At 36.3% G+C, this 24248-nt stretch carries 18 protein-coding genes; all 18 read right to left on the bottom strand.

Translation table 11 applies throughout. From position 1 onward, the window contains the following. Positions 1-16: 16 nt before the first annotated feature. Positions 17-337: a hypothetical protein gene (locus SJY30_RS17455; RefSeq protein WP_396633394.1), complete on the bottom strand. Its 321-nt coding sequence runs from the start codon at positions 335-337 to the stop codon at positions 17-19. A 4-nt stretch (positions 338-341) separates the two neighbouring features. Further along, positions 342-992 (bottom strand): bifunctional 4-hydroxy-2-oxoglutarate aldolase/2-dehydro-3-deoxy-phosphogluconate aldolase, encoded by a 651-nt coding sequence (locus tag SJY30_RS17450; RefSeq protein ID WP_396633393.1) that lies wholly within the window; start codon positions 990-992, stop codon positions 342-344. After that, positions 982-1932, bottom strand: a complete 951-nt coding sequence (locus SJY30_RS17445; RefSeq protein WP_396633392.1) for a 2-dehydro-3-deoxygalactonokinase — start codon at positions 1930-1932, stop codon at positions 982-984. The genes SJY30_RS17450 and SJY30_RS17445 overlap by 11 nt, the downstream gene beginning before the upstream one ends. Beyond that, complete coding sequence (locus SJY30_RS17440) at positions 1929-3380, bottom strand: aldehyde dehydrogenase family protein (RefSeq protein ID WP_396633391.1); 1452 nt, start codon at positions 3378-3380, stop codon at positions 1929-1931. Before SJY30_RS17440 ends, SJY30_RS17445 begins: the two co-directional genes overlap by 4 nt. A gap of 14 nt (positions 3381-3394) precedes the next feature. After that, the gene (locus tag SJY30_RS17435) at positions 3395-4522 is read right to left on the bottom strand and encodes a mandelate racemase/muconate lactonizing enzyme family protein (RefSeq protein ID WP_396633390.1); all 1128 of its coding nucleotides are present in this window, start codon (positions 4520-4522) and stop codon (positions 3395-3397) included. Between the two features lie 58 nt (positions 4523-4580). Beyond that, on the bottom strand, positions 4581-5588 hold the full coding sequence (locus SJY30_RS17430; RefSeq protein WP_396633389.1) for an L-rhamnose/proton symporter RhaT: 1008 nt from the start codon (positions 5586-5588) through the stop codon (positions 4581-4583). Between the two features lie 427 nt (positions 5589-6015). Beyond that, positions 6016-7326, bottom strand: coding sequence for a GntP family permease (locus tag SJY30_RS17425; RefSeq protein WP_396633388.1), 1311 nt, complete (start codon positions 7324-7326; stop codon positions 6016-6018). Between the two features lie 195 nt (positions 7327-7521). Further along, on the bottom strand, positions 7522-8418 hold the full coding sequence (locus tag SJY30_RS17420; protein WP_396633387.1) for an AraC family transcriptional regulator: 897 nt from the start codon (positions 8416-8418) through the stop codon (positions 7522-7524). Positions 8419-8943: 525 nt separating this feature from the next. Then, positions 8944-10782, bottom strand: a complete 1839-nt coding sequence (locus tag SJY30_RS17415) for a glycoside hydrolase family 13 protein (RefSeq protein ID WP_396633386.1) — start codon at positions 10780-10782, stop codon at positions 8944-8946. Between the two features lie 109 nt (positions 10783-10891). Then, positions 10892-12796, bottom strand: coding sequence for a helix-turn-helix domain-containing protein (locus tag SJY30_RS17410; protein ID WP_396633385.1), 1905 nt, complete (start codon positions 12794-12796; stop codon positions 10892-10894). Between the two features lie 249 nt (positions 12797-13045). Further along, positions 13046-15334 (bottom strand): alpha-amylase domain-containing protein, encoded by a 2289-nt coding sequence (locus tag SJY30_RS17405; RefSeq protein WP_396633384.1) that lies wholly within the window; start codon positions 15332-15334, stop codon positions 13046-13048. Between the two features lie 11 nt (positions 15335-15345). Further along, complete coding sequence (locus SJY30_RS17400; protein WP_396633383.1) at positions 15346-16659, bottom strand: SusF/SusE family outer membrane protein; 1314 nt, start codon at positions 16657-16659, stop codon at positions 15346-15348. A gap of 11 nt (positions 16660-16670) precedes the next feature. Next, positions 16671-18230 carry a RagB/SusD family nutrient uptake outer membrane protein gene (locus SJY30_RS17395; RefSeq protein WP_396633382.1) on the bottom strand — a complete coding sequence of 520 codons (1560 nt, stop codon included), beginning with the start codon at positions 18228-18230 and terminating at the stop codon, positions 16671-16673. Between the two features lie 10 nt (positions 18231-18240). Next, a complete protein-coding gene (locus SJY30_RS17390; protein WP_396633381.1) occupies positions 18241-21225 on the bottom strand; it encodes a SusC/RagA family TonB-linked outer membrane protein in 2985 nt (994 codons plus the stop codon). A 408-nt stretch (positions 21226-21633) separates the two neighbouring features. Next, the gene (locus SJY30_RS17385; protein WP_396633380.1) at positions 21634-22056 is read right to left on the bottom strand and encodes a BLUF domain-containing protein; all 423 of its coding nucleotides are present in this window, start codon (positions 22054-22056) and stop codon (positions 21634-21636) included. 82 nt (positions 22057-22138) lie between these two features. After that, complete coding sequence (locus SJY30_RS17380; RefSeq protein WP_396633379.1) at positions 22139-23410, bottom strand: Y-family DNA polymerase; 1272 nt, start codon at positions 23408-23410, stop codon at positions 22139-22141. Continuing rightward, positions 23407-23772 (bottom strand): S24 family peptidase, encoded by a 366-nt coding sequence (locus tag SJY30_RS17375; RefSeq protein WP_396633378.1) that lies wholly within the window; start codon positions 23770-23772, stop codon positions 23407-23409. Before SJY30_RS17375 ends, SJY30_RS17380 begins: the two co-directional genes overlap by 4 nt. Before the next feature lie 14 nt (positions 23773-23786). Continuing rightward, complete coding sequence (locus SJY30_RS17370; protein ID WP_396633377.1) at positions 23787-24062, bottom strand: hypothetical protein; 276 nt, start codon at positions 24060-24062, stop codon at positions 23787-23789. Positions 24063-24248: the final 186 nt, after the last annotated feature.

Here is a 24248-nt window from a genome sequence, read left to right as displayed (position 1 = left end):
TAATGTATAGTCTAACCTATTCGCTAATCTCCATGAATTCGACAGGTGAACCGTTATGCTTGATGAAGGCTACACGAACGCCATCAGCCGGAGAGAATGTTTTTACCAATATATCTTTACCTGATAATGCCTCATCAATATCATCTACCAAATAAGCCACATGAGGGACAGTACGCATCATTTCGGGCATTGGACTATCAGCATCGAATTTCACCCACTCTATCGCATACTCATCATTATTAAAATTCGTATAATGTATTTTACCGGGCTCATAATAGCCATCCCAGTCTTTCTCTTCTTGTGTTGGTATCCCTATATGACTGAACTGATAATTCATAATACTAAATTTTTGTAAATAGTTCGATTTCGTTTCTTATTGCCGTAAAATGATTCTGCAAAGCTTCAAAATCATTGTTTTTGATCATTTTCTTATCAAACAAAGAACTTCCCATACCAGCACCTACCACACCTGCTTCAAAAAAAGATTTGATATTATCTTTAGATACGCCACCTGTTGGCATTAACTTAATTTGATTTAATGGTGCCAGAACATCTTTTATGAATTTCGGACCTAATTGGGTTGCCGGAAATACTTTTACTGCAGATGCCCCTAAAGACCAAGCCCTATAAATTTCTGTTGGAGAATACGCTCCAGGGAAAATCGGAATCTGCATTTCTACACATTTCTTTATAACTTCTTCATCAAGTATTGGAGTCACTATAAATTGTGCTCCCGCAGCAATTGCAATATCTAAATCTGCCAGGTTACATACGGTACCCGCACCTACATTTAAATCAGGATAATTTAAACGTAACTCTGTTATGATCTTAGCCACATTGGGCGTATTCATCGTTATCTCTATCGTATAAAACTTAGCGGCAATATAGGCGTTGACAATATGCTTAACCGTATCTAAATCTGAACCTCTAACAATACCAACAATGGGTGTGTTATTATATCTCTGCCAAGAAAAAGCTGTATTATTCTGCATGAAGTTGTATTATTTTTTTCTGACCTATTAACAAAGCTTTTTCTAAAACCTTATCGCCAAAACATATTACTTGTGTTGCATTTAGAATAGTTTCTAACGCCAACTTGTACATACTGTAAAAAGGCTCGGTCGCCGCTAGAAAAACTTTCTGATCTTTGTTTTTTAAATAAGAAAGCTCATCTCCTATAAGCATACCGCTCAGTAGATAGAAGTTATCTTTTTTATTGGAATCGTTCAGTATATGCTTAGCTCTTATAGAAAATAGATTTGCACTTAATTCATCAGTAAAGCCAATTTCCAACCCTTGTTTAAATGCATCATGCCTTTTATTGATCCAATGACATTTCTCTACACTATTAGACAAAATGCTATGACGACTTAACAACTCAAAAACCTCGCCTGTCATATAGCTTTTTAAACCATTGAACTTGACTTTTTCATAGTTAATATGCTTACTATGGGTACCTGGCAATATGAGAATACCAGATTGATAAGACTCTAAATATTTTGTGAGCCCGAATGCTTGAATCTCTTCTCCACGCATCATCCCGGTTTCTGTTTTTACTCCAGAAACCAATACGATATCTAAATTTTCCTTAAACGATAATATTTCCCAATTTAAACCATCTCCCTTCTCATTAAAAGGTATCTCGCCATAAGACAACTCCTTCATTCCAATATTTGAAGATGCCATACCAGCCGCAATAATCAAGCCCGCCTTATGATGCTCATCAAGATTATTGATTTGGCTTTCGAGGTAATTCTTGAAAAATTGAGTTTGGTTTATATCATTTTGCTTTAAAAACTTTTGATAGACCACTTTTACACCTTGATCTGTTTTATGCTCGACCAAAACATTTAATGTATCTGTTTCTACCAACCTAAGCCTAAAGTTAGAGGTACCCCAATCGCAACTAATAAAATAATCAGGTATTTTCATGTATTCAAAGCCAGGGAGACTCTCTTTTTAATCAAATAATCATCTAATGCATATGTAGAACAGTCTACACCTATGCCACTATTTTTTACTCCGCCATGAGGCAGGTAAATATCATATTTAACTCCGTTTAGCTGCACCTCTCCAAATTCTAACTTTTCAGCAAAATAATTTAAGGTTTCTCTATTTTCTGAAAAAACATAAGAAGCTAGACCGGCGTCTGTATTATTTGCCAATTCTATTACTTGCTCTTTAGTTTTAAAAGGAACCACTATGGCTACTGGACCAAAAATTTCTTGTTGCAGTATTTCAGCATCATTGTTTTTCATGCGAATAAGCGTTGGCTCAAAATAAAATCCATCGCCTTCTATGGCCTTACCGCCATATATAAGTTCTCCACCTTGATTTACAGCTTCTTTTACTATACCCAGCACTTTTTTAACCGAAGCTTTATTTGCCAAAGGCCCCATATCGGGCTTATTTTCACGTCCAAATCCAATCTTGGTATTTCCGAACTTATTAGCCAAACCTTCAATAAACTTATCGATATTAGATTCATGAACGTAGAAACGATTTGGCGCAACACAAATTTGACCAGTATTGTCTGTTTTCAAAGCAGCGCCAAGGTTTATAGCCGACTCTAAATCAGCATCGTCCATTACAATAAACGGTGCATTACCGCCACACTCCATACTATATCTTTTGATAGAGGTTCGGGCGCTTTGAACTATAAGTTTTTGTGCCGTTTCCGTAGAACCGATCATGGTAATAAGTCTAGGTATTTTACTTTCACACAAAGGAATACCAACATCTTTTAAGTCGCCACAAATTACATTCACCACTCCTTTTGGAAAATTGATTTCCGCACAAAGCTCACCAATTATGTAGGCGGATAATGGTGAAAATTCAGATGGTTTCAATATGATACTAGATCCTGATGCCAGTGCCGGTCCCAGTTTAAAACCTAAATTTAATAGCGGAAAATTATATGCCAAAAATGCAACGGCAACCCCTAGTGGCTGGGATACCATTTTATGTTCATGACTACCCTCTTTATCTTCAATAGGAATATCTTTTCTTAATTGAATTTCGTCAGAATAATATTTTAACGAGTTAACGATACTGGTAAGATCTTCTTCTGAGCCTTCCCAAGTTTTACCCATTTCGTACATGATACTTTCACGCAAAAAATCGCTATTCTCTATTATTTTACTTCTTAGTTTATCTATCCAATTCAACCTTGTTTCCAAAGGCATTACTGACCAGGTTTCAAAACCTTTTTGAGCTGCTATTAACGCCCTTTGTGTATCTTCTTTGGTTGCCCACGCAATTGTAGCGGTAGCTTGCTCATCTGCAGGGCATATTACATCAAAAGTCTTACCATTAGAAGCCTCTACTAGCTGCCCGTCTATATATAATTTCTTATGACCAAATTTTAGTACTTTCTCCATTTTGTTCAATATCTCTATTCCTTATATTCTTCTAGTGCCTCAATATTTACATCTACTCCCAAACCTGGCGAATTAGGTACGTTTATTAAACCATTCACCACTTTGACATCGCTTTTCGTAACGATATCCCTTAGTGCATTTTCGGTACGATCTAGCTCCATTGTAGGCAATTCACAGTACATTCTACCTGGGTTCATATCTAAATTACCCACAAAATGTACGGCGGCACTTATAGCGATCCAGGTACCCCAAGTATGTGGAACAACATCTTTACTGTACGCTTGTGCTAAAGTTGCTATGCGCTTTGCCTCTGTCAACCCACCCGTTGCACAAATATCTGGCTGAGCGATATCTACGCACTCATTCTCTAACAAGCGTTTGAAACCAAATTTTAGATATTCACATTCACCGCCTGCTATTGGGATAGTAGTACTCTCTCGTAGCCTTCTATAGCCTTCGTAATCTTCTGGAGACACTGGCTCTTCAAACCAAGAAATATCAAATTTTTCTACTTTTTGCGCGAGCTTTACAGATTCACGGTAATTATAGGCGTGGTTAGAGTCGATCATCAATCTCATATCTGAACCGATAGCTTTTCTAATGGCAGATATATATTTAATGTCCTCATTAACCCCAAGACCAACTTTCATCTTTATGGCCTTAAAACCTTGACTTTTATACAATAGCGCCTCTTCAACCAAAGTTTCTTCGAGATTCTCTACCCTAGTAAAGTAAAGCCCGGTGGCATAAGGTTCTATAATCGGATTCTTTATTCCTCCCAACAACATAGAAACCGGCTGATTCAATAATTTACCTTTTAGATCCCATAGCGCAACATCTATTGCACTTATTGCCGCTTGTAGACTTCCACTACGAGCATAATCTAATGAACGCCTATACATTTCTTGCCACAATATCTCATGACCCAAAGCATCTTTACCTATTAAAAATGGTGAAAAGAATTCTATACCTGACTTAATAACACCTGCCGGACCATAGCCTTCTCCCCAACCATAAGTACCATCCTCTAAAGTAACTTTTACAATACAAATTCTACGCGTATCATATTGCCATTGAGAAAAATAAAAAGGAGTGTCTAACTTATGTACTATGATATAAGGTTCGATTTTTGCTATTTTCATTTTATATATTGTTTACTTCTTGTGATCTATATGATTTTATCATCTAACCCTATCTTCTTCAATAATTTGCATAGCCTAATATGCATATGGCCAGTATTAGAACAAACAGCCCCATTAGAAGTATTGAAAAAGGCTTTTTCGCATTCTTCCATTCACCTGCCCTATATGCCCATATATTACTTATTATCAATGCCAAACCAAGCAATATCGGCCAACCGATCACCGGCCCCATTTTACCCATTAATGCCGCGCCTTGCCCGTAGACCCCTAAGGCACAAAACCAAAAAATACCTGATGCAATAGCCCATGTGTAAGCTTTACGGCTATCAACGGTTTTGAATGAAGACCATGAATTGTTTTTCGATAATTTAAAGATGGCATAACCACCATTCATTATAAACGCTCCTATTAATACTACCACCCACGATGCCAAGCTTGCATTCTGAGCGCCTACTCCATAAAAGTCGGTGGCCGTATTCGCCACAGGAGCAGCATTCGCAAAACCTACATTTAAAAAAGCAGAAAGCACACCCGATGCTACAGCAATAAGTACCCCGGTTTTTATAGCTCCCTTCTTAGCGTCTTTAGTAATATTCAGTTGATCCCTTTTAACACCGGCAACGGCGGTAATTGCCACGCCTACCAATAATAATGCTACTCCTAATAATACAATGGGAAAAGTAGGTTGTGCCATTGCCCCCTCTATTTGGAACAACGGTATAATCGATCCCATTGAGGCCGCAAGCCCCATTACAATACCGTATGTAATTGAAATACCTGTTTTTTCAACGCTAACACCAAAGAGAATTCCACCAATACCCCATAAGAATCCATAAAAAGCAGCTAGTAGCAATACACTACTTTCTGTACTCATAATGACACCGAACAAATCTGGTATCACCAAAAAAGCCCAAAGCATAGGCACAAATATCATTGCAACAAATGCATGTACCAACCACCATGCCTCCCATTTTAAAGGAGCCATATACTTCATGCCCAAGCCAAAGGTTCCTTGAAAGAAACTTGCCAAAAGCACCAATACCAACGGAAGAAATTCAATATTCATAGTTCATCTTTACACAAAAAAAGCGCTACATAATGCACATATATGACATAGACCAACCATGTACAAACACTATATTACCCTAGATTTAATTTTATATACCAATATGGATATTAAGCTGATTTACCGGCATCTTTAATCAATTGACCGATGTATTAAGCGGTAGGAATTCGCAAATAAAACACGGCAATATTTCTCAAGTATTACCGTGCTTATATGCAACTACTAACTCAACGACTATAAAAGTCTTAATTCAACTAACGATTCAAAGTACGTGGTTAATGAGAAGAGCTACTATGCAATTATTAACTTAGGACTGCACAATATTATCAATTTGACAAAATTTCAATAGACAAATAGATAATATCAATAAATTTTTATGATTTTAAAATGTAATTCAAAGATATCTAGGCTTTTACTAAGATTATTCTTAGTAAAAAAACCAAAATAGTAACATAACCAGCATACCTCCACTAATGGCCACCACGCCAGATAGTACGCTAAACGACCTCAATAATTTGGTCACCGAAATATCATGGACTTCTTTAAACAACCAGAAAAAGCTGCTATTTACATGAATAATACCCAAAGAACCTGCACCAATGGCGGCGGCGGTTAATTCCGGATTCAATACTCCGCCTGTTACCAAGGGAGCAGCTATTGAAGCTGTAGTTATTAAAGAAACGGTAATAGAACCTGTAACCGTTGTAAAAAGAAAGCTCAATAAAAATGGTATGATAACACCTAAAACAGAAAGACTAACCGTATTCACTTCTGTAAACAATGAATTGACTATTTCGGTATCTTTAATTACTTGACCAAAGGCACCACCTGTACCAGTGATAAGTATAACTATGGCACATTTGGCTCCTGCAGATTGAAAATATGTATTTAAGCGTGATGAGAATTTTTTCTTACCAATTAAAGGAAGCGCAAAACAAACCCCGATCATTAATGCCCAAACCGGATTTTTAATAAAATCAACAAGCGGATTATCTGCCGGAAAAATATTCCCCACCGACATTAAAAGCAAAGGAACCAGTAATGCTGCAAAAGGTAATATTCGCTTATACCCAATTAATTCTTTTTTATTTATAATTTCGGTATCACTTTCCAATGAATTTGAGCTTTGCAAATTCAGCTTTTTTGCATTTAGCTTTATCCATACCAACCCTCCAATAACCGCTACTAGCGCAACCATAACATTAAACGGTATCATATCGCCAACATTAATATCAAGTAGCGCTGCTACCGCCAATGGACCCGGTGTTGGTGGAATAAGTGCATGTGCCACCGTTAAACTCATTGCAAGCGACAAACCTAATACCAGAATAGACTGACCAGATCTCTTTGACAACGCTACCATAGTTGGCAACAACGTCAAATAGGCAACATCCATAAAAACAGGTATACCTACCAAAAAACCGATTACCGCCATGCCCAATGGTAAACGATTGATTCCGAAAAGTTTTATGATACTTTCAGCAATGACATCGGCGCCGCCGGTCTCTGCCAATATCTCACCCAATAAAGTACCGAATAAAATGACCAGACCTATCCATTTCAGTGTATTGCCAAAGCCACTCAAAAGACTATCAGTAACAACTTCAACAGAATTACCTGTAGCAAGACCTAAAATTAAACCAGCAACCAATAGCGCAGGGATAGGGTGTACTTTAAAAATAGTGACGGCAACTATCAATAGTACAATACAGGAAATTAAAATAATAAGCGAGGTCATATTCTTTTAAAATATTAAGAAGTCAATATCAATTATTACCTAATCAATATTCATACTCTTACAAACTTAACTGAAATATTATTTAGGCTTAGTTTCATGATTACCCATTACAAACACAATATTACCATAAGCTTAACCAAGCTCAATAAAATGCATCAGTTATAAAAAATAAAAGAATTTTTAGTGTAAGCACATTTACACATCTTCCAATTCTACCACCTTATCTTGAATATAAGGCTCCATATACTCGGTGGGTGTCATATTCATCAATGCCTTAAATTGACGGTTAAAATTTGTTACCGTATTAAAGCCAGATTGATAACAAATCGTTGTAATCTGAAGTTTACCTTCTATCAGCAGCTTACAAGCATGACCGATTCTAATTTCATTTAAAAACTGAACAAAGGACTTTTGAGTCCGCTTTTTAAAGTACCTACAGAATGCATTTGGTGCCATATGTGCAATAGATGCAACGGTCTCTAACTCTATTTTATTCTCGAAATTTTCGTTGAGATATGAAATTATTCTTGCCATACGTTCTTTCTCGCTTTTCTTATACGAATTATCAAAGCCATTGGAACATAGAAAACTAAAATTCTCACTTATGGATAAAATATCCAATATCTTCAATAACCCTACAATTCGAGAAAGCCCTTGCCCACGTACAAGACCCATCATATGAGAATGCACTAAATAGGTAGCTGCCTTTGAAAATATCAATCCTCTATTTGCATTATCAAAAAGTGTTTGTATTTTTTTTGCTTCGGGTAATTCCTTAAAAGTCTCCCCTAAAAAATCACGCTCAAATTTTACCACTATAAGATCTGCAGAATTGTTTTCATCAACACCATCATAATATTCGCGATGGTTTCTAAATAGGTGTGGCACATTACTACCAATTAGATATAATTCACCTTCCTCAAAATTACCGATGGAATTACCCACATAACGTGTACCCGTACTTTTCAAAAAATAAATAAGCTCTATCTCTGGATGAAAATGCCAATCTTGTTCAATACATGGTATTGTATCTTGTCGTGCTAAAAAGGAATTTTCAGGTTTTCTATCGGTTTGTTTATAGGTTAATTTCATAATGTATAGTTCTATTATATAGGAGGTCAAAAAATTAAAGCTCAAAAGAAATAAGAGCTCTAAAATTAAATATATAACAATATATTCACTTAATTTTTATCAAATATACAAATTATAGATAATTTACTACTACATCTTAATTTAATTGATTTATCCCTGATTCTAAATACATTTATAAAAAGCAGAACTTCAATATCTTTTCCTATATTACCAATTAACAAACAGAAAACTAAAACTGCATACGTTTTTGCATACGATTTTATAATTTGATAGCGGCTGAGCCCAATAAAACCGTTGGAAATTTTCCATACGAGGAGCCCGTAACCCGAAGGTCGCTGGTTCGAGTCCAGTCCCCGCTACTAAGAAAAAAAGCCACTGAAAATTCAGTGGCTTTTTTGTTATATCTGTCCCGTCCTGAAATAAGTTGACACAAATTCGACTTATTTACGAAAAAACCTTTCTAGTATGTAATTAAATATTTATAACCGAGCGTATAAGAAGTGTGTTTTTCTTTATAAAATGCTATTACTCTAACTCTATAACAAGTGCGCTTTTACCGGTAATAGTTAAGCTGCTTACATCTTTAAAATGTTTCTCTGTCAATATATCTCTTCCTGTAAGGTTTCCCTTTAGAACTTCTTCATACTCTTTCATATTTATGGTCATGCTATCATCATCTTTATTCAACACCACCATAATCTTTTCATTTTCTATATATCTAAAAAATACGTAAACATTATTTGTAGTTGCAAAATGAATCAAATTGCCTTCATGAATAATAGTATTATTTTTTCGCCAATTAAAAAGTTTAGCTATATAGTTCTTTATTTCTAGCTGTGACTTGCTTAGACCATTACCAGTAAATGAATTAACTTGGTCGTTTGACCAGCCACCTGGAAAATCTGAACGAATTACACCATGATCTTCCGTTCCTTTATTCTTCATCAAAACTTCTGTACCGTAATAAATTTGTGGAATCCCCCTAATAGTGGCTATATATGTAAGTGCAAGTTTTAATAATTCTTTATCTTCATTTAACTGTGTGAATATGCGGCTCATATCATGATTATCAGGAAATACAACCAAATTTTTAGGATCTGGATATAAATAATCTTGCCCTAACTCTTCATACACCGCATTCCAAGATTCAGTATCGTTTAAAGAATTTACCAACGCGTTTTGTAAAGGAAAATCCATTACACTCTTTAGCTCTGATGTGTAGCCATTTGCATTTTGCTTTCCTTTTTGCCAATAAGAAACGATAGTTGGTCTCAACACCCATTCTTCACCAACTATATTAAAATTTGGATATTCTTTCATTACTGCCTTGGTCCAATCATTCATAAAATACATATCTGGATAAGGATAAGTATCCATTCGTATACCAGAAATTCCAGAATATTCAATCCACCATAATGTGTTTTGTATTAAATAATTCGCCATAGATTTATTACGCTGATTTAAATCTGGCATCGTTGGTACGAACCAACCATCAAAAAAGATCTTCTTGTCTTTTTTTGTTGCGTATGGATCTAAGATCACGGTCTTTTTATGGTTAGTTTGGGTGTATGTATCCCAATGATTAATCCAATCTTTAGAAGGCAGGTCTTTGATCCACCAATGCTCTAAACCAGAATGGTTCGCAATCATATCCATAATTACTTTCATTCCTTTTTCGGAAGCCTTATCGCACATTGCCTTAAAAGATGCATTACTACCATAACGCGGATCTACTTTGTAAAAATCGGTAGTAGCATAACCATGATAACTATAACTAGGCATATTATTTTCTAAAATAGGATTTGTCCAGATTGCAGTAAAACCTAGGTTCTTTATATAATCTAAATGATCAACCATACCTGCTACATCACCTCCGTGCCTTCCTCCTTTATCATTTCTATTTAACTTTTCCTTCAATCCTGCTACCTCATCATTGGTAACATCACCATTTGCGAAACGATCAGGTGTTATTAAATAAATGGCATCAGATGAATCAAAACCTTCTATATTTCTTCTATTTAATACACGATTTTTTATAGGATAAGAATAGGTAATTACATCTGCATCAGCCTTACTAAATTTTAATTGTAGCTCTCCAGCAAGTGCTTCTTTAGATATATCAAGCGTAATAAAGAGATAATTCGAGTTTTCGACAGTTTTTATAGTTTTAAGAGATACACCCTTATAAGCATCTAATGTTACTTTATAACTTGCTATATCTTTACCATACACCAATACTTCTATAACATTATATTCCATATCGACCCACCAATTTGGTGGTTCAACCCTCTCTATTGGGTCCTGTGCCCAAATTTTTGAAAGTGTAAAAAATAAAATAAGGATAAAGCTAGTTACGATTTTCATATTATAATTTATTGAATAGGACCTAAATTATCGATAAATAGAGCCTAAATCGACTTAAATTATAATGTGATCTATATTATACCGAATTATGTTACGGTCGATCCATAATCTAGCTTTTCTGAAGATCATTAAAGTACTCTCTTGGAGACTTATTCGTTACTTTCTTGAATGATCGATTAAACGACGACTTTGAGTTAAAACCTACCGCCAAAGCTATGGCCAAGTAGGTCTGGTTTTTATACTTCTCATCTTGCGCCCGCTCAATAAATTCTTCAACTCGGTAATAGTTAACAAAATCTCTGAAATTCTTTGAATATCCTGCGTTAATAGTTTTGGATAAGGCATGCACACTAGTATTCATTTTGGCAGCTAATTCTGGTAAACTTAATTCTGGATTCAAATAAATTTGCTCTTGAGCCATTATTTCGTGAAGTGCATTTTTCTGCTCATCCAAATCAGTAGTGTTGATTTTAGCTTTATCAACTTCTAGTTTCAATTCTTCATCGATAACTGCCATTCTAAAAATTTCGGGCTGTTTAATTGCAAAATAACCCAGCAAATAAACTACGACAGAAAATACCACCCATACAATATCTATTAAAAGATTAGTAGTATAATTTATAGGAATCTCACTATAGGCACTATAAATATCGGCTAAAACAATCACTGTCCAAAAAAACAAACAAACGCCTAGAACCATCATTATAACATTCAAATACTTAATGTTTTGATCGGTAGAATAGTTGAGTTCAATATTTTGAAAATATTGTTTTATCTTCTTCTTGATATTAAACCAATAAAAGATATTGAACACCAATGCCAACAATACCACAACTTCATAAATAGCATATGGTGGCGATTCTAATGATTGAAACAAATTTCGTTCAATAAACGTATGGGTAGGGTTTAATGAAATACTGAAATACACTACCACTTGTAAAACAAAAGGCACAAAATGATACCAATAGGTCAAAAAAGACCTTTTACTTCGTTGTAACAAACGTTCAATATAAATTAGGAAAACCGGACCGTACAGGAAAAAGACCAAATCTGTCAATAACGATAGCTTAGGGTTTTCTGTATAAATTACACGATCATATATTACTACTCTCGCTATTAATGTGATTGATATAATAAAAATCAGCACACTTAATGCTTGATTGGCAGATTTGTTATTGTTGCTGTTGGAATTGATAATAAAAATGAGGAAAAAACCTTGTAGAGCTGTCAGTATCAGAATCAAAGTATAAGGATTGAAAATTCCGTAAGATTGATCTTCCCAATAATCAATAGCATTTTTTATAGGTTTTTTCGAAGCCAGATCCTTATCGCTCAACATACGATTGGGCCTAGGTCTACCGTAACTTTTACCCTCAACAGTCAACCAATTACCTCGTGTAAATTTATATTCCACAGGTTCTGAAAATACCGGAATCTCCACTTGATATATTCCGCTGATCAACTGCTTCATTTTATAGCGCTCATCGCCAGGTACCCAACCGTTGAAATTACCACAAACGTAAAAAGAAGAATTAGGAGGTGTATTTTTAGGAACCTCTGTTAAAATTATAGCAACTTTTTTCTTTTGGTCTTTTAATTTTAATTTGTCTGACCACCCTGCCACTTGTAAGACCAAGGTTTTTTCTGTAGTTCGATTAAAAGAAATTTTTCTGACCGTAAGGGGTGCGCCATCATTTTCAACCTCTACTTTAGACCAACTACCTCTGGTAATTTTGAAGGAAATCCAAGAGGCGTCAAAAAATTTGTTCTTCAGCTCATATGTACCGTCTGCCTGTTTTGTAAATCTGTAATACGGATCCTTAGGATTCCAGTTATTAAACGACCCTGTAAGATATAGGGTATCTGTAATTTTTGTGCTTTGTGGCACATAGTCCAAAACAAAACTGGTTTGAGCGTACAACCCGAATGTGCTTAGAAATACTGCAGCTATCAAAAAGAACATCTTATACTTGCCAACATAAAAAATTGGCTCATGCATTTTACTATAATTCATTTAGTCAACCCCCTTTTTAATTTTATACGATAAGGTTTATAAAACATATTTTTTAAAATCGCCTAAGTTTTGAAGCTACTGTTTATAATTTATTTACTTGTTTAAACTACAAATTATTTTTGCCTTTTTTAATATAAAAGATCGGATACCTAATTACAGTGTACATAGTGTTTGACACCTATGTTGGTAAAAATAAAAAAAGGGTCACCAAAATGGCAACCCCGTGCAAAAATTAACTCAACTAACAACTTAATTTAAACTAATACTATATGTATTCATCTCGGTATTCAATAGAATCGTATAATTTCCTTCTGTGGTTATAACGATATTATCACCATTTTGTTCCAATACACCATCGGCACTATTATCACCTAAGTTAACATCCCAAGAATCTTTAAATCTAAACTTCATTTCGCCAGGTAAAAGAACGACCGATATTGTCCAAACCTTGTCAACGGCATCAAATTCCATATTTGTATCAGGATCATCCCATCCATTAGGTGTTGCAGAACCGATAATGGCCCAATTACCTAAACTAAACGTATTGTTTTCCAAATCAAGATCTACCTGATAACTACCTGCCTGAACCGCAATGTTATCTCCGCCATCATCTAAAACCCCATCGTTGCCGGTATCGCCAAAATTAACATCCCAACCATTGTTGGCCCTGAATTTCAATTCACCATCGGTAAGATTGGCCGTAACTGTCCAAACATTTCGATCAAAATCATAGCTCATATCCGTATCTGGATCATCCCATCCGTTTGGTGTACCAGAACCAATAATCGCCCAAGTAAAGGCAGACCAGCTATTATTGATCAAGTCTACGTTTATTTCATAATCTAAAGGACCAGGCAATATTATATTGTTACCAGGAGCCTCAATACTACCCGATGTACCATCTCCTGCATCTCCATAAATACCATTATCCCAATTGGAAGCATCTGTGAATTTAAATTCATTTGAATCGTTCGTAAAACTTACATGACCTCTATAGGCACCTGTTAAATTAGGAACTTCAAGTGCCGCAAGACTAACGGCAGCACTAGGATCCCAACCTTGGTAGTCACCTGGCACGAACAATTCTTCAGAAAAAGCCTGTTGCTCATCATCAGTAGCCGACCAAATCGCATACCCCATTGCCGGAGCCTTTACATCTACAAGACCACTAGAATCAGATTTTTGAAAGACGATATATTCTTCTGTATAATCTTTAATATTTGCATTGTTCCAATGCGTTTGTATTTCTTTGCTTACTTCAGTATCACTGAGATTGATGTAAAGAACCAATCCTGGTTTTTCACCGTCACCACCCCTTGTCGCTACAAATTCTTGATTATCTACGTAGTTTATTGTCCAATCACCAGCCGCTAATTGCGCACGGATCTGAATCAATTGATTTATTTTATCTTTTTGATCTTCACCGCTATCTTCGTAATGGGAATAAAAAACACATGGATACCCAGGGGCACTCATGATATACGCATAAGCATGTGTCTCAAATTCGTCAGGAAATTCATTACTGCCATCTCTTGACTCCGTATCATGATTACCTACGAACGTAACCGCTTTTTCTGGCATAGTGGATATTAAATTCGGGTTTGTTAATTCATTTAAATTTCCATTTAAAAATGCGTTTCGCATATTGAAAAAGTTTGGAAAATCAAAAGCATTTGCCCCTGTAGCCTCTACCCATGGACCTACAACATCAGAAACGTTACCATCAAAATTTTCACCAACGCTATAACCACCTACAGTACCGATCCATTGTTTTACCACTTCTGGTGAAAACCCCTTTACAAAATCAAATCGCCAACCATCGATTTTAAGCGTATTCATGTAATAGCTTGCAACAGATTCTTCTGATCGCCACAACCAATCCATCACATAATCGTTCTTTAAGTCTAAATCTGGAAAGCCACCGAACCTACCTTCATCTTCAAGGTTTACCGCATTGGGTAAATAATTTAACCAGGTTCTGTTAAAAAGGCCCGATGCGGGTTCAAACAAAGTATATGTTTCTATCTGTCTAAACTCATTATATTCTAGCGCACCACCAGAATTATGATTTAGTACTATATCTGCAATTACGGCTATTTCATTCTCATGTGCCGTGCCGATCATTTTCTCTAGTTCTTCTCTATTACCAAAACGGGTCTCGGTGGTACCATGCTGCTGAAAATCTCCAAAATCAAAATAATCAGCTGGGTCATAACCCATAGAAAAACCTCCACTTTGACCTTTAGAGATCGGCGGTATCCAAATAGCGTCTACGCCATTTGCTGCCCAAGACTCTAGCTTAGAATCTACATTGTCCCACCAAATACCACCTTCGGTAACATCCCAATAGAAAGCTTGCATCATTACACCGCTACCCGGCGTAAGTGCGGTTGTTCTAGCTTGTGCAACACCTGTTGGCGCATCTTCGGCATCATTACTTTCGGTAACTTTTAGCGGCGTAAATTCATCATTGGTACAAGAAGTAACCAGCATAACCAGTGACCCTAGACCAATTTTAATATAATTATTGATTTTCATATTCTTACTTTTTATTCAATGGTATAGGTTGGATTTTCTGTATCTGACAGTAATAGCTTAATCGTATAATTACCCGCACTAACAGGAATATTCGCTCCGTCTACTTCTAGTGTTCCATCATTACCATCATCACCATAGTTAAAATCCCATGCATCGTTTGTTCTAAACTTAATTTCGCCATCTAATAGCGCTACGTTTTTCAATACCCACACTCCTTCATTAGCATAGTCAGGGGTAAATCTCATATTAGGCCCGTCCCAACCATTTGGTGCGGCATCACCAACAAGACCCCATATATCTATAGGTTCAATAGTGTATAAATTATTATTAAAGTCTACGGAAATTAAATAGTTACCTGCTTCAACCGAGATATTAGGACCATCTAGCTCTAAAGAAGCGCTCAACCCAGTACCGCCATAACTTATAGCCCACTCATTGTTCTGCCTAAACTTTACATCACCTGCGGTCAAACTTAACACCGCTCTCCATTGATCAGAAGTTGCATCATATGTTAGCGGAACATCTGGACCATCCCATCCATTAGGAGTAGCATCACCTACTACACCCCAAGAAAAAGGTTCGATAGAGTAGGATAAATCATTTAAACTAAACATAATCCTGTAAGTGCCGGCAGTTACCTGAATATTGTCTCCTTCTAAATCTAATGTGCCGTCTGCCCCTGTATCACCATAATTAACACTCCAGTCATTATTCTCTCGAATTTTCATTTCACCATCAACCAAGGTAACATAAGCTACAAACTCATTCGCAACAGCCGTACTGTACACCGGCACATCGGGTCCATCCCATCCATTGGGAGTCGCAGATCCAACCAGACCCCAAGATGAATTCAAGTCAAACGTGGTCGCGTAACCAGTTATCGATAAAGTTTGAATACCAGAGGTAGCTACAACTTCTTTACCCAATACGGTTTCAATCCAAATATTGATCTTATTTTCAAGTCCTGAGAGTGCACCTGCATCATTAATGGCCTCGTTAAGTTCTTCTGCAACAAATTCTTTTGTCAACGTATTACCTACAGTAACTTTTTTTGGTTCAATATCAGAAACGCCATCTACACCTAAAACAACATTATAACTAGGTACCGCGCCTTCAAAACCAAAATCAGGTACCGTCCAATTTAAAGAAAGAACCGTCTCACCTACCATATCTCTGGACAACACTAGAGCATCGCTCGAAGAAACCGTAAGTTGTGTACTTGTTGTTTCGCTAATTCTTATATTCTCATCGTCATTGCTACAACTACCCAAAACAAGGGCCATTACAATAAAAAAGGAATAGATATATGCTATATTTTTCTTCATCATTTTTATTTTTAATTAGTGTATCCAGGGTTTTGCTCAAGTAAAGGATTGGCTTGTAAAGCTTCTAATGGAAATGGAAACAAATCATAATTTTCAGGTATTGACGTACCCTCTAAGACATTACCTTTCCAAGGCCATATATATGTATCGCCCGTGAAACGGTCAAAACGAATAAGGTCTTGTCTTCGATGACCTTCATAATACAGTTCTCTAGCTCTTTCATCAATTAAAAATTGCTCATTAAAATCCGCTTCCGTAATATTTCCGCTCGTATCTCCGAAAGCTCTTTCCCTAAGCGCATTGATGAAATTTATAGCTTGACCGGTTGTACCGCCCCCACCTCTAAGGTGTGCTTCGGCATACATTAAATAAGCATCGGACAATCTGAATAAGGGAATATCAGTGTCAGAGAAATTACTTTCTCCAGAATCACCTGTTGAATACTGATTTTGAAATTTGAACGTAGGATATCCATTCTCCCAAGTTCTATAATCGGTCATTTCGTAGGTATGACCCTCTGTCCAAAATAGCGCACGGCTATCTTTCGTAGTTTCTAAATCTCCGAACAAACCATATATAGCAGGTGTACAACGGTGACCGAACCAACTATCAGAATTACCGAAATCAGAGATAGGCATAGTCGTATCTCCCATACTACCATTGGTAAGGTATGTAGATGTACCAAAGCTTTGAACCGTATTTCTATCGGCTATTATCGGAAAAATGATTTCGCTAGAAGTATGGTTGTCGCCTTGAAATATAGATTGATAATCATCATCTAGTGTAAAAGAAGACTCAGAAATAACCTTTTCGCTATACATCAATGCATCTGCATACCTAGCTGATCCGGTATATACCTCGGCATTTAAATAAATTTTTGCCAAAAGAAATTGAACAGCGGTCTTGTTCGCCCTGCCATATTCATTTACAGATGGCATTGTTTCTTCTATAGACAACAATTCATTTTCGACAAATTCAAAAACCTCTGTACGTGAATTTTTAGCTCTACGAACCCCAGTGACACCATCTTCTTCGGTAACGACAACAACCCCACCAAACATATCCATTAAATAATAGTAAGATAAGGCACGTAGAAAGCGAGCTTCGGCTATGAACAACTCTGCTTCTGGCTCATCTGCCTTTTGCACATCTAAAATAAAGTTATTGGTCTGCGCTATATTGAAGTAGCTTCTATTGTAGAGGTAACCAAAAAACTTATTCGTTGGCGCCCAATTAGATGCAGTTGTCAAAGGATCTAAACCACCATCACCCCATCTATTTTTCGCGATATCGGTCGTTAATTCTTGCATGTTCCACATACTTCTAAAGAAAACAGTTTCCCCAGGGTCATCACCTGCAATATCAGACTGTTGATTACCACTACCGGGTATTCCTATTCCGTGCAATGCCAGACCTCCATATAGCTTTCCAAGTATACCTAAAGCTGCATCAGGTTCAGACTCCAAAAGGTTCTCTAAGCTCTGCTCTATTCTAGGTTCTGTATCTAAATCGTCAGTGCAACCTATAAAGAGAGCCACGGCGAAAACGGTAAATATTATATTTTTTATCATAGCTTTTTTTTTAAAAATCAAGGTTAAGACCTAAAGTAAATGTTCTTGGACGCGCATATGGAGAAGCTTCGATACCATCAAAATTTTCTGGATCAAGACCTTCATAGTCGGTTATTACGAATACATTGTTTGCCGAACCATATATTCGCAATCCAATCTTTTTATCATCAAAAGGTTTTAGATTGTACCCTAGGGTAATGTTATCTAAACGCAAAAAGGATGCATCGGAAACATAGAAATCTGATAGTGCCTGCAAATCTGAAGGAATATTAGAGAAACCATTATAACGAGTACCATCGTATAAATTCAAGGCATTATTGATGAAGCCAGTATCGGTAAGCGGAATTACAGATTCTGTAAAACCTCTATTCAATAAATTGCCATTATAAATTCGCCCTCCTATTTGCCCTCTAAAATTAGCGGTCAAGTCTAAGCTTTTAAATTGCATATAAGTACCGAAACCATAAGTCCATTTAGGCTCGAACGGAATAAAAATACGATCACTATCAGAAATAACACCATCTCCATTTTGATCTACGAAAGCATCTTCTATAGGCGCACCATCTGCCGTATAGATTTGTTCATATAACCAAAAAGTCCTGTTTCTTTCCCCAACAGCGGTTTGCCCGATATTTACGCCTGTACCACGCCCTATACCGCCACCACTGGCAAACTGTGTTATATTATCTAAATCTTTAATGTATGTTTCATTGAAACCGACATTAGAATTGAACTCCATTCTAAAATTATCTGTCTGTATTGGCCTAAACTGTAAAGCTGCCTCAAAACCTTTACTTTCGGTTTCACCTACATTACTTACAAATCGGTTTCGCAAAGCTCCTTCTGACTGGGGTACTTCTGCCAATAAATCGGTAGTATTTCTTGTATATGCATCAACGGTACCGCTCAAAACACTATTAAATATATCAAAGTCAATACCTATGTTGTAAGTAGATGTTTTCTCCCAAGACAAATCTGGATTAAATGCATTTGCCCTGTAAGTGGTAACGGTTCTATCGCCAAACACATAACTTACAGTTGGATCACCATCGTCATACAATGCGGTATTCGGGTAATACCCAACCGGACCCGTTATATCTTGCTGACCTGTAAGACCCCAACCTATTCGTAATTTTAACTGGCTAAGCCATTCCGCATCTTTTAAGAAATTTTCATTATCCAATTTCCACGCCATCGCTACAGCTGGAAAATACCCCCAACGCTGATCTTTGGCAAATAATGATGAACCATCTGCCCTTAAAGATGCCGTTACTAAGTATTTATCAAAAAAGTTAAGATTGGTTCTTGCGAAATACGATTGCAAATTCAATTCCGTATAATACTTAAATGGTTGTTGTGACTCTCTAAAACCGTTTTCGGTAGTCGTTGGGTAAGTTATACCTTGCGTGGTAAAATTTTGATATGCATAACCCGCTTGTATATCCATTTTTCTAAGCGCCCCGTCCCATGTCTTTTCATACGATAAGTAAGCATCTAACAGGTGGTCGCGTTTTATCTGGTCTTCGCTATAATTTTCACTAAAGTTGTTAAAAATCGGTAAACCTTCGAAAATACTGTATGAGGCAACTGCACTAGGTAAAAAGTATTCGTTTATAGTAGATTCTGAATAATCTATACCCGTATTTATAACCGCCGTCAAATCTTCTAAACCATGAATTTTATAGCGTAACTCCATATTACCAATAAAACGATCTGCATCTTCGTTACGCTCTCTTTGCTTTAATAAAGCCAATGGGTTAGCTGGTCCAACTATACCCTGATCATCGGTCATCTGATAAAATCCACCGAAAATACCTCCGTCGGGATCGTAAACCGGTAAGGTCGGGTTTGCTGTTAATGCACTGCCGATGGCACCACCATCTGGCTGATCCTTTTCTGTGGCAATACCTTTAGCGTTGATAGTCAATTTTAAATGTTGATCAAAAAATTCAGGTGAAATATTTAAAGATGCGGTATATCTGTTTAGTTGCGATTCTTTAAGTATACCATTGATCTCTGAATGCCCGAACGAAGCTCTAATTGGAATTTTATTGAATAAGTTTCCTCTTGCCGTTAAATTATTATTAAGGGTATAGGAAGTTCTATAAATTTCATTTTGCCAATTGGTGTCGTAAACTGTACCGTTAAGACCCAAAAGTCCAGAACTATCTGGAAAGCTGTTCTGAATAAAGTCTACATATTCTGAAGACTCAAAGATATCTATTGTACGACTCAAGGTACCTACCTGAATATTCGAAGAAAAATTAAACTGTGGCGCACCCTTAGTACCAGATTTAGTCGTTATTATAATGACACCGTTAGACGCCCTAGAACCATATATAGCGGTTGAAGATGCATCTTTAAGTACTGAGAAGGACTCTATGTCATTCGGGTTTATAAGTGTTAACGGATTTGCCTGCCCTGCCGGGTTCTGATTAGATAACGGCACACCGTCGATTACAATTAGCGGACTGTTGTTCGCGTTAAGCGATGAGCCCCCACGAATTCTAATGTTAATTCCTGCATCTGGATCCCCGCCATTATTAACTACACGAACACCTGCAGACTTACCCGCTATCATTTGATCTGCAGTAGTAATAGCACCTTTATTAAGGTCTTTGGATGTCAATAATTGAACAGAACCAGTTGCATCTTTTTTCGTAGTAGTACCGTAACCAATAATGACTACTTCATCTAGTTGAGCGACATCATTTTTTAAAGTTACATTGATTACATCTGTGGTTACCTCTTTTTCTACCGGTTCAAAACCGATATAAGAAAAGACCAGAACACTGCCTTCGCTGACTTGAATTGAGTATTTACCGTCAAAATCTGTAGTGACACCGGTAGAAGTTCCTTTAATGACGATTGTTGCACCTGGTAAGGGACTATTTGTTTCGCTATCTGTAACGATACCAGAAATGTTATTTTGAGCCATTAAATAAAAAGGAGCGCACAATAACATCAGCAAAATCATCGAGATTTTCTTTTGCATAAATGAGTTGAGTTTAAGTTAATTGTCAATAGTCGATTATCTACTTTTAGACCATTTAAAACTACTTTAGGAAGCTCCCACATTCGCTTCATTTTATAAAATGACCTAAAATTAACTTATGACACGTTGATTTTAGCGAATTAAACCACCGCACTACACCCAGTTAAAAAACTAAAAATCAGTTATTTAACAACTAAACCTGCCTAAATTCGCTACTAAGAACAGAAACCAAAAAAAATTATAATGCCAACGCTACAAAATGAGAATTCCATAAAAAAAGGTGCAATAATTTACTATTTGAAAATAAAATATCATTTAAAAAATGAATTTCGAAATGAAAATTCAATCAACATATACGCACGATAGGTATTTGTTTTAGTGGTCAGAACATGTTCACTATAATGAAGATTACCCATTCAAATTGTTACGAACGGCAGACCAAAAAGACAATAGTGCAGAGGTGTTTTTCTTAGAAAGATCGGCGAGCAAAGTCATATTGGTAATAAAGATTTCTTTAGAATCATAATACTCAGCATCATCAGCCGGTGCATATAAGGCCATATCCCAATTCGGAAAATACCTTTGTCTAGTAGAACCTTCCCACAATAGATCTAAAGTATGATGTCTATTATCACTTTTGATTTTATCAAACAACTGATATACATTACGCTTCTCACCTTCCAAAATCTGAACAATACTTTCTTCAAAGTACACTAGACATCCGGTTATTCCTCGTGCGTTATTTCTTTTCCGTGCATCAATGAGAATATTCTCGATTTCAGCTACAGTTAATTCTGGTGATATCTTAGAGCGGTAGGTTAATTGGAACATTTATTCTTGTACATCTATTTATACAACTTTAAGTTAATGAAAAAGTTGATTCTTTTAACTCTTTTTATCAAAAATAGTTGTTTTATGATTTACCTATCGTCATAAGTTCTCCCCATTGTGTAGTAAACCGCGGACTGCGATGTTCTTTGATAAGCGCCCATTCTTTGCTGCGATTGCCAACCGTAGCGACCTTGATTTTATTTTTGCCGTACTTGCCATTTAAATTATCGATTAGATCGGTAATTACATCACTCTCACTCTTATGAGGATCATAGAACATATTTGTCTGCACCTCGTTTCGGTGTACCAATGAAGTCAAGTTTACGCCAACCTTTTTATACCGGTAGCCTGGTTTGAATATCTGTCTCAAACCTTTTAATGCTTCTTTTGTTAGTTTGATGGTGCTATCTGTCGGTGTATCTAGGTTTATGCTGATGCTGTTTCTATACTGCTTATCAATCGCACTATGTTGATTGGTCTGCAATGAGATTTCCAATTGAGCGGCTAGACTATGTTGCTGCCGTAATAAATCTGCTACTTCGGCTACATAATAACTACAGGCTTCCTCTATAAGTGAATAATCAGAGAGCTTGAATCCGAATGATTTGGCTGTTCCTATTCCTTTTTTCGCATTTGCTTCTGTCTCCAGTTCTAAACAAGGCACATTGTTCAATTCTCGCCATAAACGCTCTCCTATCACCGTCATTTCTTTGCGCACCCATGCAACGGGCATGTTGGCAAAGTCTAAAGCGGTGTGTATACCGTTGTTTTGAAGTCGAATAGCATGCTTCTTCCCTATTCCCCAAATATCCTTTACTTGAAGATTTCGCAATAAATGTTGTCTCTTTTGTTCGTTATCAACCACATACACATTATTGTTTTTAGGTATTTTCTTAGCAAACTTATTCGCCAACTTCGATAATGATTTTGTCTTTGCAATACCCACACCTACAGGTATGCCCGTATTTTTATGGACCGTGTTTTTAATTGTATGGGCAATTGCATTGTAATCATCCACCTTAATGCATCCTAAATCAACCCAACTTTCGTCAATACTATATTCCTCGACCCTAGGGGAAAATGTCATCAAAGTATCCATCACCCTTCTTGACATATCACTGTACAAGGTATAATTAGAAGAAAAATAGGTGACATTATTGTCGTCTAGCAACTTCCTTATTTTAAAAATGGGCTGAAACATAGGTATATCGGTCAAGGCTTTTGCTTCTTTGTTCGCCGCAATGACGCAACCATCGTTATTACTTAAAACTACAACAGGTTTGCCCATCAAATCTGGTCTAAAGACCTGTTCGCAAGAGGCATAAAAACTATTACAATCAACCAATGCTATCATAATACCGACTTAATAATATAGGTTATGGTTCCCCAAATATTTAATTCAGCGTTTTGAGTATTATCTATTCTAACAATTTTAAAACTATCGTCTACAGCAGCTAATACAAGTTGATTTAACTTCGGAGTCAACGATTTGTCGACAATTAAAACGTCGTTGCTAAAAACACCGAACTCCTCAAATTCATCATCTACTACTCTTATGAAAAATGTAGACGAAGAATTAGAAACTAGTACTTCGTTCAAATCGATTCGTGGTTCACTATAATGAGTTGCCGGACTGGAAAATCCTGTTTGTGTCGGACTTTTAACCCTATGGTTATTATCAGATTTTTTAATCAAATGTTTATCACCTACAATCATAACTAATCGTATTCCTATTTTTTTCGTTCCCTAACCCAATGGTCATGCGGTACGTTCCAAAAGCCTAGTACCGGCATTATAAAACAAACTACTCTAGATGGGTATTTATAATACAGGTTAACATCTTGGGTATCGGTTTCGTACTCCACAAAAAAACCATCCATTGCTATTGGCTTGCTTTCAAAAAGCCCATTATCTTTTAATGCAGCTTCATAGCGCTCCTTCCCTATCTCTTTAAGAAGTGCTTTTATACACTTAAGATCATAATTTCTAAATACTGTTTTGGACATTGTCCAAATTTCAGGATATTATCCAAATAATTTAATGTAAATTTGAAAATATTATTAACAATGGGCAGAAAAGAGATAGATTGCTCCAGAAATAAGATATAGGAACACTTTTATATTGAGGACTTTGTGTAAAAAATCGAGGCTAAAAAACATTAGTATAGTCTACATAAAGAAAATATTATAACT

It is taken from the genome of Maribacter sp. R86514, assembly GCF_044597005.1.
GTDB lineage: Bacteria > Bacteroidota > Bacteroidia > Flavobacteriales > Flavobacteriaceae > Maribacter.
Note: the sequence above shows the minus strand (reverse complement) of the source record. Positions and strands in the feature narration are given on the sequence as shown.

Bases quoted from the DNA above. Each gene is read 5' to 3' on its own strand.
- SJY30_RS17370 (WP_396633377.1), bottom strand. From the start codon at position 24,062: ATGTCCAAAACAGTATTTAGAAATTATGATCTTAAGTGTATAAAAGCA.
- SJY30_RS17425 (WP_396633388.1), bottom strand. From the start codon at position 7,326: ATGACCTCGCTTATTATTTTAATTTCCTGTATTGTACTATTGATAGTT.
- SJY30_RS17410 (WP_396633385.1), bottom strand. From the start codon at position 12,796: ATGAATTATAGTAAAATGCATGAGCCAATTTTTTATGTTGGCAAGTAT.
- SJY30_RS17455 (WP_396633394.1), bottom strand. From the start codon at position 337: ATGAATTATCAGTTCAGTCATATAGGGATACCAACACAAGAAGAGAAA.
- SJY30_RS17380 (WP_396633379.1), bottom strand. From the start codon at position 23,410: ATGATAGCATTGGTTGATTGTAATAGTTTTTATGCCTCTTGCGAACAG.
- SJY30_RS17390 (WP_396633381.1), bottom strand. From the start codon at position 21,225: ATGCAAAAGAAAATCTCGATGATTTTGCTGATGTTATTGTGCGCTCCT.
- SJY30_RS17395 (WP_396633382.1), bottom strand. From the start codon at position 18,230: ATGATAAAAAATATAATATTTACCGTTTTCGCCGTGGCTCTCTTTATA.
- SJY30_RS17435 (WP_396633390.1), bottom strand. From the start codon at position 4,522: ATGAAAATAGCAAAAATCGAACCTTATATCATAGTACATAAGTTAGAC.
- SJY30_RS17440 (WP_396633391.1), bottom strand. From the start codon at position 3,380: ATGGAGAAAGTACTAAAATTTGGTCATAAGAAATTATATATAGACGGG.
- SJY30_RS17415 (WP_396633386.1), bottom strand. From the start codon at position 10,782: ATGAAAATCGTAACTAGCTTTATCCTTATTTTATTTTTTACACTTTCA.
- SJY30_RS17430 (WP_396633389.1), bottom strand. From the start codon at position 5,588: ATGAATATTGAATTTCTTCCGTTGGTATTGGTGCTTTTGGCAAGTTTC.
- SJY30_RS17405 (WP_396633384.1), bottom strand. From the start codon at position 15,334: ATGAAAATCAATAATTATATTAAAATTGGTCTAGGGTCACTGGTTATG.
- SJY30_RS17420 (WP_396633387.1), bottom strand. From the start codon at position 8,418: ATGAAATTAACCTATAAACAAACCGATAGAAAACCTGAAAATTCCTTT.
- SJY30_RS17450 (WP_396633393.1), bottom strand. From the start codon at position 992: ATGCAGAATAATACAGCTTTTTCTTGGCAGAGATATAATAACACACCC.
- SJY30_RS17385 (WP_396633380.1), bottom strand. From the start codon at position 22,056: ATGTTCCAATTAACCTACCGCTCTAAGATATCACCAGAATTAACTGTA.
- SJY30_RS17375 (WP_396633378.1), bottom strand. From the start codon at position 23,772: ATGATTGTAGGTGATAAACATTTGATTAAAAAATCTGATAATAACCAT.
- SJY30_RS17445 (WP_396633392.1), bottom strand. From the start codon at position 1,932: ATGAAAATACCTGATTATTTTATTAGTTGCGATTGGGGTACCTCTAAC.
- SJY30_RS17400 (WP_396633383.1), bottom strand. From the start codon at position 16,659: ATGAAGAAAAATATAGCATATATCTATTCCTTTTTTATTGTAATGGCC.